The sequence below is a fragment of the Curtobacterium sp. MCBD17_040 genome (assembly GCF_003234805.2).
GTDB lineage: Bacteria > Actinomycetota > Actinomycetes > Actinomycetales > Microbacteriaceae > Curtobacterium.
Map to the genome: position 1 here is coordinate 728,737 of NZ_CP126273.1, position 16,610 is coordinate 745,346.

Genomic DNA, 16,610 nt, shown 5'->3' on the forward strand with positions numbered 1-16,610 from the left:
CGGCACCGCGGCGGCCCCGACCGGGGTCGCCGCTCCGACCAACCCACCCGACGAGGAGTGACCCCATGAGCGAGATCGAGCAGCAGGAGCCCTGGCGCTGGCCCGAGGAGGTCTGGCGCGGCCACGTGGAGCGGGTGCGGGCCGGCCGCAGCCTCCTGCCCGCAGCGGGCCCCGGTCGCTGGCCGGACGAGGCACGCGTCGCGGTGGCGATCTCGTTCGATTCGGATCACGAGACCCCGGCACTCCGCGACGGCGAGACGTCACCCGGGCGCATGGCCCAGGGGGAGTACGGGGCCCGTGCGGCAGTGCCACGCATCCTCGAACTGCTCGACCGGTACGAGGCGCCCTCGTCGTTCTACATGCCGGCGGTCTGCGCGCTGCTGCGTCCGGACGAGGCCCCGACGTACGTCGAGCACGGCCACGAGGTAGCGGTGCACGGCTGGATCCACGAGCGGAACACGCTGCTGGCGCACGACGACGAGCTCGATCTGCTCGGGCGTGCGATGGAGGTGCTCGAGTCGCAGACGGGTGTGCGCCCGACCGGCATCCGAACGCCGTCCTGGGACTTCTCGGACTCGACGCTCGACGTCGTCCGCGAGCTGGGGTTCACGTACGACTCGTCCCTGATGGCGGACGACGACCCCTACGAGATCCTGCAGGACGGTGAGCGCACCGGCATCGTGGAGATCCCGGTGGACTGGATCCGTGACGACGCGCCGTACCTGATGATGGAGCGGTTCCAGTCCCTCCGGCCGTACACGCCGCCGCGCGAGGTGGGCCGGATCTGGCGTGACGAGTTCGACGCCGCGTACGCGGCCGGTGGTGTGTTCCAGCTGACCATGCACCCCCACTTCATCGGGCACCGGTCGCGGCTGCTCGTGCTCGACGAGCTGCTCGCCCACATCCGCACGCACGACGACGTCTGGTTCGCCACACACGCCGACCTCGCCGCGCACGTGGCGCCCGGCCTGGCCGACTGAGTCGCCGGCGAGCACCCCGTCCGCCGACCGCGTACCGCTCCACCCGCCCATCCACCCCGTCCCGTTCCACCGACCAGAAGGGGTCATCGTGACCCAGGACGCAACCCCCGCAGCTGCACTGCCCAACGCACCGACGGCGACCAGCACACCCCCGCCCGTCGCGACGAGTGACACGAAGCTGTCCCGCCGTGGCCGCAAGGCGATCCTCGCCGGCGGCATCGGCAACGTCGTCGAGTGGATCGACTGGTCCGTCTACACGACGTTCTCGTCCGTCTTCTCGCACCACTTCTTCCCGTCCGGTGACGACGCCGCCGCGCTCCTGGCGACGCTCGCGGTGTTCGCGGTCGGGTTCGTGATGCGCCCGGTGGGTGCGGCGGTGCTCGGGGCCTTCGCGGACCGCCACGGGCGCAAGAAGGGCCTCATGCTCACCATCGGGTTGATGGCGGCCGCGTCCCTGGTGATCGGCGTCACGCCGAGCTACTCGGTGATCGGGATCGGCGCGCCGATCGTGCTGCTGCTGGCCCGGCTCGTCCAGGGGTTCTCGGCCGGTGGCGAGTTCGGCTCCTCCTCGGCGTTCCTGGTCGAGTCCGCGGCACCGCGCCGCCGGGCGTTCGCGGGCTCGTGGCAGCAGGTCTCCGTCGGGGCGGGGGTGCTCGTCGCATCCGGCATCGGCGCGATCATCACCTCGACGTTCTCGGCGAGCGCCCTCGGCGCCTGGGGTTGGCGCGCCGCCTTCGTGTTCTGCGCCGCGATCGGGCTCGTCGGGATCTGGCTGCGCACCAGCGTCGAGGAGACCGACTCGTTCACCACCCAGCGCCGCGACGACGAGGTCGGGGACGTCCGGCGCCGCAACCCGATCGTCGCGATGTTCCGCGACCACCCCGGTGCCACGGCACGGGTGTTCGGCGTCACGATCGCGGGCACGCTCCTGTACTACATGTGGGTCTCGTACATGCCCACCTACGCCGCCGTAACGACGGGCCTGCCGCTCAACGAGGCGCTCCTGGCCAACGTGATCGCGATGGTCGTGTTCCTGGTGCTCCTGCCGTTCGCGGGTCTCCTGTCCGACAAGATCGGACGGAAGCCGACGATGTCGATCTTCGCCGGCGGGTTCCTCGTGTTCGCCTGGCCGGCGTTCACGATGCTGAACGGATCGTTCTGGATGCTCGTCCTCGTCGAGGTGATCGGGATCGTGCTGTTGCTCGGCTACTCGGCGAACTGCGCCGTGATCATGGCGGAGCAGTTCCCGCCCGAGGTGCGAGCCACCGGGATCGGCCTGCCGTACGCGTTGGCCGTGGCGATCTTCGGCGGAACGGCGCCGTACATCACGACCTGGATGAGCGGCGCGGGTCTCGGTCACGTCGTCTGGGTCTACTGCGCGATCGCCGCGGCGATCGGACTGGTCGTCTACCTGACCATGCCCGAGACCAAGGGCAAGGTCCTCAAGTGACGCGGCACGTGCTCGTGACCGGCGCCGCGAGCGGCATCGGTCTCGCGGTCGCGACCCGGTTCGCGACCGACGGCGCGCTCGTGACCATGGTCGACCTCCGCGCCGAGCCACTCGACGCGGCGTCCGCGTCGGTCGCGTCGGTCGCCGCACTCGGTGGGGAGGCGGTGGTCACCATCACCGCGGACCTCCGCGAACCCGACGCGCCCGCCGCGGTCGTCGACAGGGCATGGGACCGGGCGGTCGTCGACGTGCTCGTCAACGCGGCGGGCGTCTACCCGGCGACCCCGTTCCTCCAGCTCGACGCGGCCACGTGGGACGCGGTCCACGCGGTCAACGTCCGCGCCCCGCTCCTCGCCACCGTCGCGCTCGCGCGGCGGGCCGAGACGGCGGGGACGCGGCCGTGCGTCGTGAACATCTCGTCCGGTTCGGCGCTGCGTGCGCGTCCCGGCGCGGCCCCGTACAGCACGTCGAAGGCCGCGCTGGAGATGGTGACCCGTGCCTCCGCACTCGAGCTCGGCGCCGCCGGCATCCGCGTCAACGCGGTCGCACCCGGGTTCGTCGACGTCGACAGCGACGTCAACCGTGTCACCGACGAGTACGCCGCAGCGGTGTCCGCCAACCCGCTCGGTCGTCGAGGCCGCCCGACCGACATCGCGAACGCCGTGGTCTGGCTGGCCGACGACACGGCGGCCGAGTGGGTGACCGGCTCGATCCTCCGGGTCGACGGCGGATCGTCGACCGGAGCCCACGCACTGCCCCTGAGTTGGGACCCGGTCGACGCGCGTGCCGACACGGACGACCAGCCCATCCGAGAGGAGACATCCGCATGACCACCGACCGCACCACCACGATCGTCGGCGCCGGCGCGATCGGGGGCACCCTCGCCGTGCACCTCGACGCCGCGGGCGTCCCGGTCCAGCTCGTCGACGCCGATCCCGCCCACGTGGCAGCGATCCGTGAGCGCGGGCTCACCCTGCTCACGCCCGACGGGGCGACGACCGCGCACGTGCCCGCGTACACGCTCGAGGACGCGCCCGACGAGCTCGGCCGGGTCCTGCTCGCCGTCAAGGCGCTCGCCACCGATGCGGCTGCCGCCTGGATCGCACCGCGGCTCCGCTCCGACGGGTTCGTGGCGTCGCTCCAGAACGGACTCAACGAGGCCACCATCGCCGGACACGTCGGTGTCGACCGGACCGTCATCGCCTTCGTCGACCTCTTCGCAGACGTGATGGAGCCGGGGGTCGTCAAGGACGGCGGCCACGGGGGCATGGCCCTCGGCGAGTTCGCCGGCGGGACGAGTGACCGCGTGCGCGACCTGGCCGCCGATCTGGCGCACTGGGGGAGCCCGGTCGTGTCCGCCAACGTCGAGGGCTTCCTCTGGTCGAAGCTCGGCTTCGGCGCGATGCTCACGGCCACCGCGCTCGCGGACGACGACATGAGCGACCTCATCGACCGCAACCGCGCCGTCATGACCACGCTGGCGCGCGAGGTGTTCGACGTCGCGGACGGCCGGGGGATCGCACTCGAGCCGTTCGACGCGTTCGACCCGCAGGCGTTCCGTTCCGGTGCCGATCCGGCGACCACCGAGCGTGCCCTCGACGACCTCGTCGCCTGGCTCGCCACGCAGTCGAAGACGCGGTCCGGCATCTGGCGGGACATCGCCGTTCGGCACCGGCGGACCGAGGTGCCGGCGCACTACCGCCCGGTCGTCGAGATGGGTGCCGCGCAGGGCGTCGCGCTGCCCGCGATCGAGGCGCTCATCACCGCGATCGTGCGCCTCGAGGAGGGCGAGAGTGCGATGGACGAGGCCGCGATCGCCGCGCTCGCGCCGTCGACGGTCGGGGAGGCGCGATGACCGCCACCGGGACGACCACCGATCTGCTCGACTGGGTCGCCGGGCACCGCGACGCGATGGTGGGCGACGTCCTGGCGTACGTCGGGATCGAGACGCCTTCGGACGCGCCGGCGCTCCTCGCGGAAGGCCTCGCGTGGGTCGAGCAGTGGCTCGGCGAGACGGTCGGCGCTCCCACTGCTCGCACCGTGCACCCGACCGACGGCCACGGTGACGTCGCGGTACTCGACCTGGAGGCGCCGCTCGGCTCCGACGTGTGGGTCACCGCGCTCTGTCACTACGACACCGTGTGGGCCGCCGGGACCATCGCTGCGCGTCCTGCCGCCGTGGACGGCGACCGGATGACCGGACCCGGGGTCTACGACATGAAGGCCGGACTGGTGCAGCTCGCGTGGGCGATCCGTGCCGTGGACGCCGCCGCACTCCCGCGTCCGAACATCCGCCTGCTGCTCAACGGCGACGAGGAGGTCGGCAGCAAGGGCTCCCGCACCATCATCGAGGACACGGTCCGGCGCACCGACGGGCCCGTGCTGGTGTTCGAGGCGTCCGCCGGAGAGCACGGCGCACTGAAGACCGCCCGGAAGGGGGTCGGGCTGTTCGACATCGAGATCACCGGCGTCGAGGCGCACGCGGGACTCGACCCCCGCGCCGGGGCGAGCGCGGTGGACGAGCTCGCCCGGGTCGTGCTGACGCTCCACGGCGCGACGGACCTCGAGGCCGGGACGAGCTGCAACGTCGGTGTCGTCGCGGGCGGGACCCGTCCCAACGTCCGTGCGGGACACGCGTCCGCGGCGCTCGACGTCCGCGTCTCGTCGTCCGAGGAGGCGGACAGGATCGATGGCGTGCTCGCGGCGCTCACCCCGGAGGACCCACTGGCGACGATCACCGTCCACGGTGGGTGGAACCGACCGGTCATGGAGCGCACCGAGGCCAACGTCGCCCTGTTCGCACGTGCTGAGTCGGTCGCCCGCGGCATGGGGCTGACGGTCGAGGAGACGGCGGTCGGCGGCGCCAGTGACGGGAACTTCGCCTCTGCGCTCGGTCGCGCCGTGCTCGACGGACTGGGCGCCGTCGGTGACGGAGCGCACGCGCGGCACGAGTGGGCGAGCGTGCAGGGCATGGTGGAGCGGACCGCACTCGCGGCGGGCGTCCTCGTCGACCTGGCGAGTGGGACCGACGTGCGCCGCTGAGTCCCGCGAGCAGGACGGCGGACGGGAGGCCGGGCCTCCCGTCCGCCGGTGTCAGGGGTGGGCGGGCCCGACCACGACCGCGCCCGTCGTCAGCAGGTGCACGGTGCCCGATGCGCAGGCCGTGTACGCCGTGTCCTTGATGAACAGCGACGTCTTCGACCCGGGCGGGTAGACCCGGAACCCGTCGGCCGGCTGCGGCGAGCACTCGGCGGCGTCGTATGCGGCGGCCTGGGTGATCTTGAGCGCGACCTGTCCCTGCGCTCCCGGCCCGAGGGTGACGGTGTCGTGCTCGGAGGTCCGGTCGAGCTCGGCCGGCGCGCCGATCTGCTCGCCGTCCCCGCCGCCGACGAAGGACACGCCAGGCCAGCCTTGCAGGGTGCACGGCGTGGTGCCGGTGTTCGTCAGCGTCAGGACGATGCCGACGCTGCCGGCTGCACCGCCGGTGCCTTCCGCGGTACCTCCGCTGAGCTGATCCGTGGTGCAGCGGCCGCCGGCGGCCGAGGTCGAGCCGTCCGAGTCTCCGGTGCCGCTCCCACCGGTGCCGCTCCCGCCGGCGGTGACCGACGGGCTGGCGGTCGCGGTCGTGGTCGTGGTCGCCGTGGCGGTCCGCGTGGCCGTGACCGTCGGTCGGTCGGAGCCGCTGTCCGAGCCGGCGCAGCCGGTCAGGGCGATCACCGCGGCCAGGGCGGTCGCGGACGTGAGCACCATCGTCGTCGTCTTCACCAGGCCGACCCTAGCGCCGGCCTGGAACGCACCACGATGCGACTCGGAGGCTCCGATGCGGAATCGATACGTCAGTACCCGGCGTTCCGCGCGAGCTCGAGCGCGATGGTGTTCCACCAGGTCCCCGCGGCCGGTCCACCGTTGCACGTGCCGTCGGAGGCCCCGACGGTCTTGATCCACAACGCGGCGTCCTCGTTGCCGTGGCTGCTCGCCGCTGGTGCCTGGCCGATCGCGCGTCCCCGGGCGTTGCACCACTCGCCGTCGGAGCCGTTGCCGTTGCGCGACGTGTCGATGACGTAGTGCGCGCCGCCGAGCAGTCGGGAGACCTCGTCGGCGTAGGCCTGGACGTCGCTCGTCGACTTGTAGTTCGACACGTTCACGGCGAACCCGCGCACGCCCTGCACGCCGGCGGCGAGGAGGCGGGACACCATCGTCGCGGTGTCGACGCCGGAGTTGCTCGTCCCGGCGTCGAGGTAGACGGTGGCGCCCGCGGCGGTCAGGGTGGTCGCCGCAGCGCGCAGGAGGCCCGTGCGGTCACCTTGCACGTCGGGGCATCGGCCGAGTTGCAGCAGCGCATCGGGTTCGAGCACGACGGCGACCCGTCGGTGCGCGATGCCCGCGGCGATCTGGGCGATCCACCTCGGGTAGTCCGTCGCCGAGAAGCCCCCGGCCGAGTAGCTCCCGCAGTCGCGGCCGGGGATCCCGTAGACCACGAGCGTCCCGGTGCGGCCCGCGGCGACGGCGGCTCCGACGTACGCGGACGTGGTGGCGGCGACGGTCGCGATCGTGTTGCCGCTCCCGAGCCACCGCGTGCCGCCGTGCGCGCTGATCCGGTCGAGCACCGCGGCGTCGGTGGTGTCGCCGCTGGCCCGGAGCGCCGCAGCGGCGGCGACGGAGGGGTAGCCGGGATCGACGTAGGGCGCGGCGGTGGTGAAGGGGTCCGTGCCGACGCTCGGCACCGGGGGCACCATCGGCGTGGGGGAGCCCTCGGCTCGCCACTGTCCGGTCGTGATCGGTGTGCTCACCCCGGCGACCCGCTTGACCACCTGCGATGACCCGACGCTGCTCAGGTAGTACGTGTCGGCCCGGTACGTCACGGACGATGCCGGGATGCTCGCGGTCTCGGCGGCCGTGGCGTGCCGCCAGACCCCGACCGGGGTGCGCACGATGATCTCGGAGGGGTTCGACGCGTAGCTCGAGTACTCCATCGCCGGGACCCGGTCGACGATGCGTGGCGTCGGCGTGCCCTGGGCCGTCCACTGCGCCGTGGTGACGGTGCTGACGACGTCGCTCGACACCTTGTAGATCGGGCCGGTGGTCCCGACCCGGAGGAACTGTGTGTTCGCCAGGTACGTGACGGCGTCCGGCGGCACGGCGGCGGCCTCGGCCGGCGTGAGCAGGCGGTAGCCCGCGGCGGTCTTGCCGATCACCTCGGCGGGCGCCGAGGCGTAGCGGACGTAGCCCGTGTAGGTGGTCGCCGCCGACGCGGCGCCCGGGCGGGCGAGTGCCGCCGCGAGGACGGCCACGACGACCGCGAGGAGGGCGACGACCGTGCGGACGTTGGACACGAGGGCGCGCCGGAGACGCGGCGCACAGGGGTTCGACACTGGTGCTCCGTGGTGGGGGGAGGGCGTGGGGAGTCGGCCGGAGTGGTGGCCGGGCCGCTCCTGATCAGCGGTCCGACCCCTGGCCGACATCGAGGATCGCTCCTGCGCCCGGTGTCGGGGGAGCCTCCGTTCGGGGGGTGGTTCTGCCCCAGAACGGGGGTCGACCGCCGCCCCCGGCGCGAGCGGCGGGGATCGATGCCGTCATGTCCCGGTGGCCGCGCACGTCCTGACCCGGCGCGCCGCCCCATGACGGACGGTTGTGGCGGCCCGGCTGAACGACCACGCAGCCGTCCCGGCGTGCTCTGGACAGAACGCTGCGTCGAACGGCCCATCGCCGGTCACGTTCGCCGTCAGCGTTCGAAACGAGGAGTGAGCGCTCACTGTGAGCGCTCACCTCGACGTACACTCGACCGGGCCGCCGAGCCAACCGGACTCGGCGGATGGGATGACGACGGAGTTGTGATGACATCCACGGAGATGACCGCGCGGGACGCCCGCAGGACGACCGGGCACCACCGCAGGGGGATCGTGGTGTGGGCCTCGGTGATCGCAGGGCTCGGAGGGTTCCTGTTCGGCTACGACACGGGCATCGTGTCGGCCGCGCTGCTGTACGTGGCGCCCGAGTACCACCTCGGTGAGTTCGGACAACAGTTCTTCGTGGCGATCCTGCTCGCCGGCGCCGTGATCGGCGTCATGGGCGGTGGTCCGGTGGTCGACCGCCTCGGTCGACGCCGCACCCTGATCCTGCTCGCCGCGATCTACATCGTCGGCGCGCTCGGCAGCTCGCTCATCGGCTGGCTCCCGCTCATCTACGTGTCGCGGTTCCTGCTCGGCCTGAGCGTCGGGTCGTCCTCGCTCGTCGTGCCGATGTACATCGCCGAGATCGCCCCGGCCCGCATCCGTGGCCGCCTCGTGTCGTTCAACCAGCTGTTCGTGGCGCTCGGCATCTTCGTGTCCTACCTGGTCGGCTACGCGTTCGCCCCGATCGAGGGCTGGCGTTGGATGATCGGCCTCGCCGCCGTGCCGGCCGTCGTCATGCTGGTCGGCCTCCTGCCGCTGCCCGAGAGCCCGCGCTGGCTCGCCGCGAAGGGCCGGGTCGACGACGCCCGCGCCGTCCTCGAGCGCATCCGGTCCACCGTGGCCGAGGCCGCGGCGGAGCTCGGTGACATCACCGGCGCGATCAAGTCCGAGCACGCGGTCAGCTACCGGTCGCTGTTCCGGACCCGCGGTGTCCGTCGCGGCATCGTGATCGGCGTCGTCGTCGCGGCCACGAACCAGCTGTCCGGCGTCAACGCGATCCTCTACTACGCGCCCACCATGCTGAAGTCCGCCGGGTTCGGGGACTCGTCCGCGATCCTCAGCTCGGTCGGCATCGGCGGGGCATTCCTGCTGTTCACCCTGATCGGACTGCTGCTCGTCGACTTCCTCGGCCGCCGCTGGCTCCTCATCGGCGGGACCCTGATCGTCGCCATCGCGCTCGCCGCGATCGGTGCGCTCTACCTGTTCCCGCAGTCGTCGACGGTCGGCGTGCTCCTCGTCATCGGCCTCATGATCTACGAGGGCGTGTTCGCCGCGAGCCTCGGCATCGCGATCTGGCTCGTCAACAGCGAGGTCCTGCCCAACCGGGTCCGTGGCAAGGCGCAGTCCTTCGGCACGGTCACCCACTGGGGCCTCGACCTGATCATCTCGCTCGTGGTCCTCAGCGTGATCTCGGGCCTCAGCGCCACGACCCTGTTCTGGGCGTTCGCGGTCTTCGCGATCGCGGGCACGATCACGATGTGGAAGATCCTTCCGGAGACCAAGGGTCGGAGCCTCGAGGACATCGAGCGCCAGCTCGAGGAGGCGTAGGACCGGCGACGGGAGGAGCGGTGCGGACCCGCACCGCTCCTCCCGTCCGACGACGAGGATCGGGTGTCCTCCCGCTTCGGGTCACGGGAGGACACCCGCCGTTCGCCGCCGTGTCCTGCTGGTGGTCCAGGGACACGGGAGGCGCCGACCGGAACGGGGATGGTCGGCCTTCGCGGCCCGATCGGCCGCGAGGAACGTCTGTGGTTGTCGGTGAGACGCCGACCCGGAACTGTTCGAGTTCCGCATTCACCGTCCCAACAGCGCACTGTACGTGTGTCCAGGTTGGGAGACAAGGGGTTGCGCGGAGCGTTCCCGTCCGTCGCCGGGGTCAGAAGTAGGCGATCTGGTGGGGGGTCCGGATGGGGACGAGCATGGCGCGGAGCCGCGCGGCCGACCCGGCTTCCGCACGGACGAGGCCGGCGGCGACGAGCGTGCCGACGTCCACCGCGCCGAGCACGAGTGCGCCGAGTTCCGCGACGTCGAGTTCGACGTCGGCCTCGTCCTGTCCGCCCGCGGTCCGCTCGACCGTCGCACGGCCCTGGACCACCGACAACCGCAGCGTCCCGTCCGCGAACCCGAGTGCGTCGTGGACGCCGATCGTCACCGTGCCGTCCACCGCGAACGGGCGGGACGCGAACGTCGCCACCGGGTCGAGCACGCGGAACCAGACGTGGTCCTCCTCGAACACGGTGGACAGCGCACGGTCGTCGGCGAGCACGTGGAGGACCGGGTCGTCGACGCGGGCCGTCCCGTACCGGACCACGCGCACGAGGTCGACGGCGAGCAGGTGGTGCCAGAGTGCGATGTACGCCTCGTCCGTCGCGGCGACGAGGTCGACGATCTCGAGCCGCACCGCGTGCCGCTCCGTCTGCTCCGCCTTGTACGTCACGTAGCCGTCGACGGGCTCCGACCGGGAGGGCCGGTGCACGACCGCGCGCACCGCCCGGTTCGGCTCACCGTCGCCCTGGCGACCGAGGAGGGCGTTCCAGGTGCCCTCGTTCCGGGGCATCGAGCCCGGCGTCCGCGCGTGGAACCGCTCGTACACCTGTCGGGCGAGCCCCTGGGCCAGGACGGCGGTGTCGACCGGGGCGATCTCGCCCCTGGCCGGCACGAGCAGCGGGAGCGCCGCGGATCGGTCGACGTCGATCGTGCGCTCGCGGATCGCGGCGCCGAAGCCGAACCGGCGGTAGATCGTGCCTTCGCTCGCCGTCAGGCTCGCGAGCGGGTACCCCTCGTCCGCGGCACGGTGCAGGGAGTCGGTCATCATGCGCCGGAGGATGCCGCGTCGGCGTTCGGTCGGTCGGACCGTCACCGACGCGATCGCGAAGGTGTCGATCTCGGTGCCGTCGCCCCAGCTCAGGCGCTTCGGGAGACTGCCGAACGTGCCGACGGGAGCGTCGACCTCGAGCGAGTCGGGCATGGGGTCGCGCCGGTGCACGCCGAGCAGCTCGGTGCGGTCGTCGATCACGTGCCGGACCATCCGCCCGAGGCGGTCGGGTGCCACCTCGGGCTGGTGGAACCCCGCGTCGACGCTCGCGAAGAACGCGGTGGTCTGCCCGTCGGCCGTGCCCTCCGGGTTCAGGCCGGGCGAGAACCGGCGGATGGTGTAACGGTCGTCGAAGCTGCTCTGGTCCACGTGCCCACGCTACCGACCGGCCTCTGCCCCCTTCCGCGGGATCGCAGTCGTTGCCGTTCTGGGATCCGTCAGAGCGGCGACGACTGCGATCTCGCCGAGGGGCGGCGCGGTCAGCCGACCGTCACCGGCGCTGCCGGCGGCTTCGTCCGGGTGCGCCGCCACACGAAGAACCCGGTGAGCGTGAACACCCCGTAGAACACGTACATGAGACCTGAGGCGTAGTAGCCGGCCGAGAACAGCAGCGGCACCCCGACGACGTCGACCGCCACCCAGATCAGCCAGAACTCGACCCAGCCCTTCGCCATGCCGTAGGTGGCCAGGAGCGACCCGACGAAGATCCACGCGTCGCTCCAGACGGGCTCGTACGACCCGAGCGCCCGGAAGATCGGGGTGAGCACGAGCGTCCCGCCGACCATGCCGACAGCGAGCAGGGCGCGCGTCCGCCACGAGGCCCACCGCGGCTCGACGACGGCGTCGCCGGGCTCGGGTCGCCGCGTCCACCGCCACCACCCGTACACGGACACCACGATGAACATGATCTGTCGCCCGGCCTGACCGAGCAGGTTGACGGGGTTCGGGGTGTCGAACACCGCGCCCATGAACACCGTGAACAGCAGCGCGTTGCCGACGATGCCGACGGGCCAGGCCCACACCCGACGGCGCATGCCGCCGAGCGCGCTGAGCAGGCCGAACACGTTGCCGACGATCTCGCGCCACAGCACGGTCTGGTCGCCGATGACGAGCTGCGCGTCGAACAGCCACCGCAGGAACGCCATGTTGCTCCACTCCGGGTCCACGGGTCGGGACCGCACCGGTCCATGCAACCGCATCCAGCGTGGTCGCATTCCGGGAGGCGCGTCCCGCTCCCGCCACCCGGCCTACGCTCGTCGGCGTGGATGCGACGACGGACGACGCGGACGCGATTGCCCGCGCCCGCACCGCGATCGCCGAGGCCGTGCAGCGGCTCGAGGCCGCCGGTGCGCGTGACGAGGCCGTCGGGGAGTACGTCGAACCGCGCCGCGTGCTCGGCATCCGGCGGGAGCCGACCATGCGGGATCTCGGGCGGGCGTGGCGGCTCGGGGTGCTGCTCGTCGACCGGGTCGGCACCGTCCGCGCGACGGGCCTGATCACCCGCGTGACGGAGCCGGGCCGACCGCAGTACCAGTCGACGTCGGCGGAGATCCGTCGGGCGTACCGTGCGGCGGCGGTCAAGGGCGGGTTCCGCGCGGGCGACACCGTCAACCACGGCACCGTGCCGATCCCGCTCGACGAACACCTGCGCGGCGCCGCAGGTCCCCTGTCCGTGCGCGACGGCGAGGTCGTCGTCCGCTGGAGCCCCACCGTCGCGGACGGCGATGCCCTGCCGCTCGCGCAGTACCTCGCCGACCGCGTCGACCTGCTCGTCCATCCGCCCGAGGGCGCCTGAAGCGCGAGATCGCGGTCGTTGCCGTTCTCACCGGAGCCAGAGCGGCAGGGACTGCGATCTCGCGGACAGGGCGACGGGCGGCCGGCTGCGGCACGCCCGGGTGCCGGCCGTGCAGGCGCCCCGGGGCCGATGGAGGACACTGGGAAGGCAGCCGTCCAGGAAAGGAACAACCCGTGACCGACGTCTCCTCCCAGCCTCCCGCCGAGGGTGACGACCGCGAGGTCCTCACCAACCGTCAGGGCCACCCGGTCTACGACAACCAGAACCAGCGCACCGTCGGCGCCCGGGGGCCCGCGACGCTCGAGAACTACCAGTTCCTCGAGAAGATCAGCCACTTCGACCGCGAGCGCATCCCGGAGCGTGTCGTCCACGCCCGCGGCTTCGTCGCCTTCGGGTACTTCGAGGCGACCGGGCAGTGGGGCGACGAGCCGATCGCGCAGTACACGCGCGCCAAGCTGTTCCAGGAGGCCGGCAAGCGCACCGACGTCGCCATCCGCTTCTCGACCGTCATCGGTGGCCGGGACTCCTCCGAGGCCGCCCGCGACCCGCGCGGCTTCGCCGTCAAGTTCTACACCGAGGACGGCAACTGGGACCTCGTCGGCAACAACCTCGGCGTCTTCTTCATCCGCGACGCCATCAAGTTCCCGGACGTGATCCACTCCCTCAAGCCGGACCCCCAGACGTTCCGCCAGGAGCCGGCCCGCATCTTCGACTTCATGTCGCAGACACCCGAGTCGATGCACATGCTCGTCAACCTGTTCAGCCCGCGCGGCATCCCGGCGAACTACCGGACGCAGCAGGGCTTCGGCGTGAACGCCTACAAGTGGGTCAACGCCGAGGGCGAGACGAAGCTCGTCAAGTACCACTGGATCCCGTCGGTCGGCGTCAGCAGCATGACCGAGGCCGACGCCGCCGCGGTCCAGGCGGGCGACCTCGGCCACGCGTCGAAGGACCTCCACGAGGCGATCGAGCGCGGCGAGTACCCGGAGTGGGAACTCCGCGTCCAGATGATGGACGACCACGACCACCCCGAGCTCGACTTCGACCCGCTCGACGACACGAAGCTCTGGCCCGAGAACGAGTTCCCGCCGAGGAAGGTCGGCACGATGGTGCTCAACCGGAACGTGTCGGACTTCTTCGCCGAGAACGAGCAGATCTCGTTCGGCACCGGTGTGCTCGTCGACGGCCTCGACTTCTCGGACGACAAGATGCTCGTCGGCCGCACGTTCTCGTACTCGGACACGCAGCGCTACCGCGTCGGGCCGAACTACCTGCAGCTCCCGGTCAACCAGCCGAAGAACGCGCGCGTGCACACGAACCAGCGCGACGGGCAGATGGCCTACCACCAGGGCGGCGGACCCAACCCGCACGTCAACTACGAGCCCTCGATCACGGACGGCAGCCTCCGCGAGGCCGAGTACCCGACGCACGACGAGCAGGGGCCGGAGATCGTCGGGCGGCTGACGCGCAAGCGGATCCCACGCACGAACGACTACACGCAGGCCGGGCAGCGCTTCCGGCTCATGGAGGACTGGGAGCGCGACGACCTCGTCCAGAACTTCGTCACGCTCATCTCGCAGGCGGCCCGCCCGGTGCAGGAGCGCATGCTCTGGCACTTCTACATGGTCGAGGACGAGCTCGGGCAGCGCGTGGGCGAGGGCCTCGGCATCACCCTCGAGGAGGTCGCCGACCTGCCGCCGCTGCAGTCCCAGACCCTGTCCGACGACGAGCTCGCCCGCCTGGCGAACCTCGGGCACAACGGCCCGCGCGACGTCGAGGGGTTGCTCATGACGCACTGCGTGCCGGACGAGCGCGCCGTCATGGTCTGATCAGGTCGTCCGCCGTCCGGGAGGCGCGGTGCTGGTCCGTCCCGCACCGCGCCTCCCGTGCGTTCGGCGTCGTGTGCCGTCGCGCTGGACGCGGACAGCAAGACCGCGCACGTCAGGACGGACGCGAGCCGCCCTCGAGCAGGAGCACCTGCCCCGTGAGGTAGGCGTTCCCGAGCGCGGCGAGCGTGAGCTGGGCGACCTCGTCCGGACGCCCGAGCCGTCCCACCGGCGGCGTCGGGACCGACGAGGGCATGCCGTCGATCATCGCCGTGTCCGCGATGAGTGCCGGGGCGATCGCGTTCACCGTGACCCCGTGCGCGGCGGCCCTCGCGGACAGCGCGTGCACGAGCCCGTGCAGCCCGGCCTTCGACGCGGCGTAGTGCGGGCCGACGAACCCGCCCGTGAACGCGGCGACGCTCGAGGTGAAGACGATCCGTCCCCAGCCGCGCTCGACCATGCCGGGCAGGAGTGCCTGCGCGAGGACGAACGGCGCCGTCAGGTTGACGCGGAGGGTGCGCTCCCAGTCCTCCGGGCTGATCTCGTCGAGCGCGCGGACGTCGCCGACGCCGGCGATCGGCAGCAGGACGTCGACCGGTCCGAACGGGTCCGCGGCGGCCTCCGCCACCGCGTGCAGCCGCTCGGTGTCCGTCATGTCCGCCTCGACGAGCACGAGTCGGCCCGTGCGCCCCGGGTCGAGTTCGGCCGTGGAAGCGCGGCTGCGGTCGCGTACCGTGCCCACCACCGCGTACCCCGCGTCGAGGAGGCCCCGGGTCACCGCCCGCCCGATGCCACCGGTGACGCCCGTGACGAGCGCGACCCGTCCCTCCCGGCTCGGTTCCGACGTGGGCCGTTCGTCATCTGCCATGCCACCTGCCTACTCGCCGGCGGGTTCCCGGCGCCCGGCGGCGCCGGCCTGCGTGGCCGGTGCGGACCCCTACCGCTCGGTGCCCCTACCGCTCGGTGTCCCTACCGCTCGGTGTCCCTACCGCTCGGTGTCCCTACCGCTCGGTGTCCCTACCGCTGGATGCCGCGGAGGACGTCGACCGCGCGGGTGATGTCGTCGCCCGTGGCGTCGAGGTGCGTCACCATGCGGATGCGCGTCCGGCCGGACTGCATCACGCGCACGCCCTGGGCCTCGGCCTCGTGCGCGAACCGCGCCGCGTCGGACACGTCCGCGAACACGATGTTCGACTCGACCGTCGCGGGGTCGACCCCGGCGGCCGCGGCGAGGAGTCGGGCGTTCACGTGGTCCTCGGCGAGGCGGTCGACGTGGTTCCGGATGGCGTACCGGCCGGCCGCGGCGAGCATCCCGACCTGCCGCATGCCGCCGCCGTAACGCTTGCGCCAGATGCGGGCGGCGTCGATGCGCTCCTGTGAGGCGACGAGCACCGACCCGACCGGGGCGCCGAGGCCCTTCGACAGGCAGACCGAGACCGTGTCGAACCCGGCGGCCAGCTCGCGCAACGGCGTGCCCGAAGCGACGTGCGCGTTCCACAGCCGAGCGCCGTCGAGGTGCACCGCGAGCCCGTTCGTCCGCGCGTACTCCTGCACGGCGCGGACCTCGCTCTGGGGCTGCACGGTGCCACCGCCGAAGTTGTGGGTGTTCTCGATCGCGATCGCAGCGGTGGACACCATGTACGACCCGGCGTCCGGCTCCGCGATCTGCTCGACCGCCCGGTGGTCGAGGCGGCCGTACGGCGTCGCCCACGTCCGGGTCGTGATCCCCGAGAACACCGCGGCGGCGCCGAGTTCGGCTCGGGCCACGTGGGCCTGGACGTCGCAGACGAGCTCCTGACCGGGCGCGACGAGCATCCGCAGTCCCAACTGGTTCGCCATCGAGCCCGACGGCGCGTAGAGGCCCGCTTCGAACCCGAGGAGATCGGCGACCTCGGCCTCGAGCGCGTTCACCTCCGGGTCCTCGCCGTACACGTCGTCGCCGACCTCGGCGTCGAGCATCGCGGCGCGCATCGCGGCGGTCGGGCGGGTGACGGTGTCGGAGCGCAGGTCGATGGGCACCCGATGACGGTACTCCGACTGGTCGTGGCGCTCCGCATCCGACCCGGGGTGCG

At 72.1% G+C, this 16,610-nt stretch carries 14 protein-coding genes; 8 read left to right on the forward strand and 6 right to left on the reverse strand.

The genetic code is table 11. The annotated features are described in order from the left end of the window. Nucleotides 1-65 precede the first annotated feature (65 nt). The 5 genes from DEI94_RS03490 to DEI94_RS03510 all read left to right on the forward strand — a co-directional run bounded on the left by DEI94_RS03490 (nucleotide 66) and on the right by DEI94_RS03510 (nucleotide 5,472). Nucleotides 66-980 (forward strand): polysaccharide deacetylase family protein, encoded by a 915-nt coding sequence (locus DEI94_RS03490; RefSeq protein ID WP_111026470.1) that lies wholly within the window; start codon nucleotides 66-68, stop codon nucleotides 978-980. Between the two features lie 88 nt (nucleotides 981-1,068). After that, a complete protein-coding gene (locus DEI94_RS03495; protein WP_220038793.1) occupies nucleotides 1,069-2,430 on the forward strand; it encodes an MFS transporter in 1,362 nt (453 codons plus the stop codon). Then, a complete protein-coding gene (locus DEI94_RS03500; RefSeq protein ID WP_111026469.1) occupies nucleotides 2,427-3,260 on the forward strand; it encodes an SDR family NAD(P)-dependent oxidoreductase in 834 nt (277 codons plus the stop codon). Before DEI94_RS03495 ends, DEI94_RS03500 begins: the two co-directional genes overlap by 4 nt. Then, entirely contained in the window at nucleotides 3,257-4,285 is a 1,029-nt protein-coding gene (locus DEI94_RS03505; RefSeq protein WP_220037215.1) for a ketopantoate reductase family protein, read from the forward strand. Before DEI94_RS03500 ends, DEI94_RS03505 begins: the two co-directional genes overlap by 4 nt. Further along, entirely contained in the window at nucleotides 4,282-5,472 is a 1,191-nt protein-coding gene (locus DEI94_RS03510) for a M20 family metallopeptidase (RefSeq protein WP_220038792.1), read from the forward strand. Before DEI94_RS03505 ends, DEI94_RS03510 begins: the two co-directional genes overlap by 4 nt. A gap of 51 nt (nucleotides 5,473-5,523) precedes the next feature. Here DEI94_RS03510 and DEI94_RS03515 read toward each other — a convergent pair whose 3' ends face one another. Together DEI94_RS03515 and DEI94_RS03520 are read right to left on the reverse strand one after the other, a co-directional pair. Then, complete coding sequence (locus tag DEI94_RS03515) at nucleotides 5,524-6,195, reverse strand: DUF4232 domain-containing protein (protein WP_258377990.1); 672 nt, start codon at nucleotides 6,193-6,195, stop codon at nucleotides 5,524-5,526. 71 nt (nucleotides 6,196-6,266) lie between these two features. After that, nucleotides 6,267-7,763 (reverse strand): glycoside hydrolase family 6 protein, encoded by a 1,497-nt coding sequence (locus tag DEI94_RS03520; RefSeq protein ID WP_284183730.1) that lies wholly within the window; start codon nucleotides 7,761-7,763, stop codon nucleotides 6,267-6,269. A 501-nt stretch (nucleotides 7,764-8,264) separates the two neighbouring features. Between DEI94_RS03520 and DEI94_RS03525 the strand changes: the two genes are divergently transcribed. Next, nucleotides 8,265-9,650: a sugar porter family MFS transporter gene (locus tag DEI94_RS03525; RefSeq protein ID WP_220035646.1), complete on the forward strand. Its 1,386-nt coding sequence runs from the start codon at nucleotides 8,265-8,267 to the stop codon at nucleotides 9,648-9,650. A gap of 328 nt (nucleotides 9,651-9,978) precedes the next feature. Here DEI94_RS03525 and DEI94_RS03530 read toward each other — a convergent pair whose 3' ends face one another. Both DEI94_RS03530 and pnuC read right to left on the reverse strand, forming a co-directional pair. Continuing rightward, a complete protein-coding gene (locus tag DEI94_RS03530) occupies nucleotides 9,979-11,286 on the reverse strand; it encodes a GNAT family N-acetyltransferase (protein WP_111026467.1) in 1,308 nt (435 codons plus the stop codon). Nucleotides 11,287-11,396: 110 nt separating this feature from the next. Next, nucleotides 11,397-12,062 (reverse strand): nicotinamide riboside transporter PnuC, encoded by a 666-nt coding sequence (pnuC, locus tag DEI94_RS03535; RefSeq protein WP_111010218.1) that lies wholly within the window; start codon nucleotides 12,060-12,062, stop codon nucleotides 11,397-11,399. A 116-nt stretch (nucleotides 12,063-12,178) separates the two neighbouring features. On the opposite strand from pnuC, the gene DEI94_RS03540 reads away from it, so the two are divergent. Further along, entirely contained in the window at nucleotides 12,179-12,712 is a 534-nt protein-coding gene (locus DEI94_RS03540) for a hypothetical protein (RefSeq protein WP_111026466.1), read from the forward strand. Nucleotides 12,713-12,885: 173 nt separating this feature from the next. Further along, the gene (locus DEI94_RS03545; RefSeq protein ID WP_111026465.1) at nucleotides 12,886-14,541 is read left to right on the forward strand and encodes a catalase; all 1,656 of its coding nucleotides are present in this window, start codon (nucleotides 12,886-12,888) and stop codon (nucleotides 14,539-14,541) included. A 112-nt stretch (nucleotides 14,542-14,653) separates the two neighbouring features. Here DEI94_RS03545 and DEI94_RS03550 read toward each other — a convergent pair whose 3' ends face one another. Both DEI94_RS03550 and DEI94_RS03555 read right to left on the reverse strand, forming a co-directional pair. Next, nucleotides 14,654-15,406, reverse strand: a complete 753-nt coding sequence (locus DEI94_RS03550; RefSeq protein WP_111026464.1) for an SDR family NAD(P)-dependent oxidoreductase — start codon at nucleotides 15,404-15,406, stop codon at nucleotides 14,654-14,656. A 149-nt stretch (nucleotides 15,407-15,555) separates the two neighbouring features. Then, a complete protein-coding gene (locus DEI94_RS03555; protein ID WP_111010025.1) occupies nucleotides 15,556-16,557 on the reverse strand; it encodes a threonine aldolase family protein in 1,002 nt (333 codons plus the stop codon). Nucleotides 16,558-16,610: the final 53 nt, after the last annotated feature.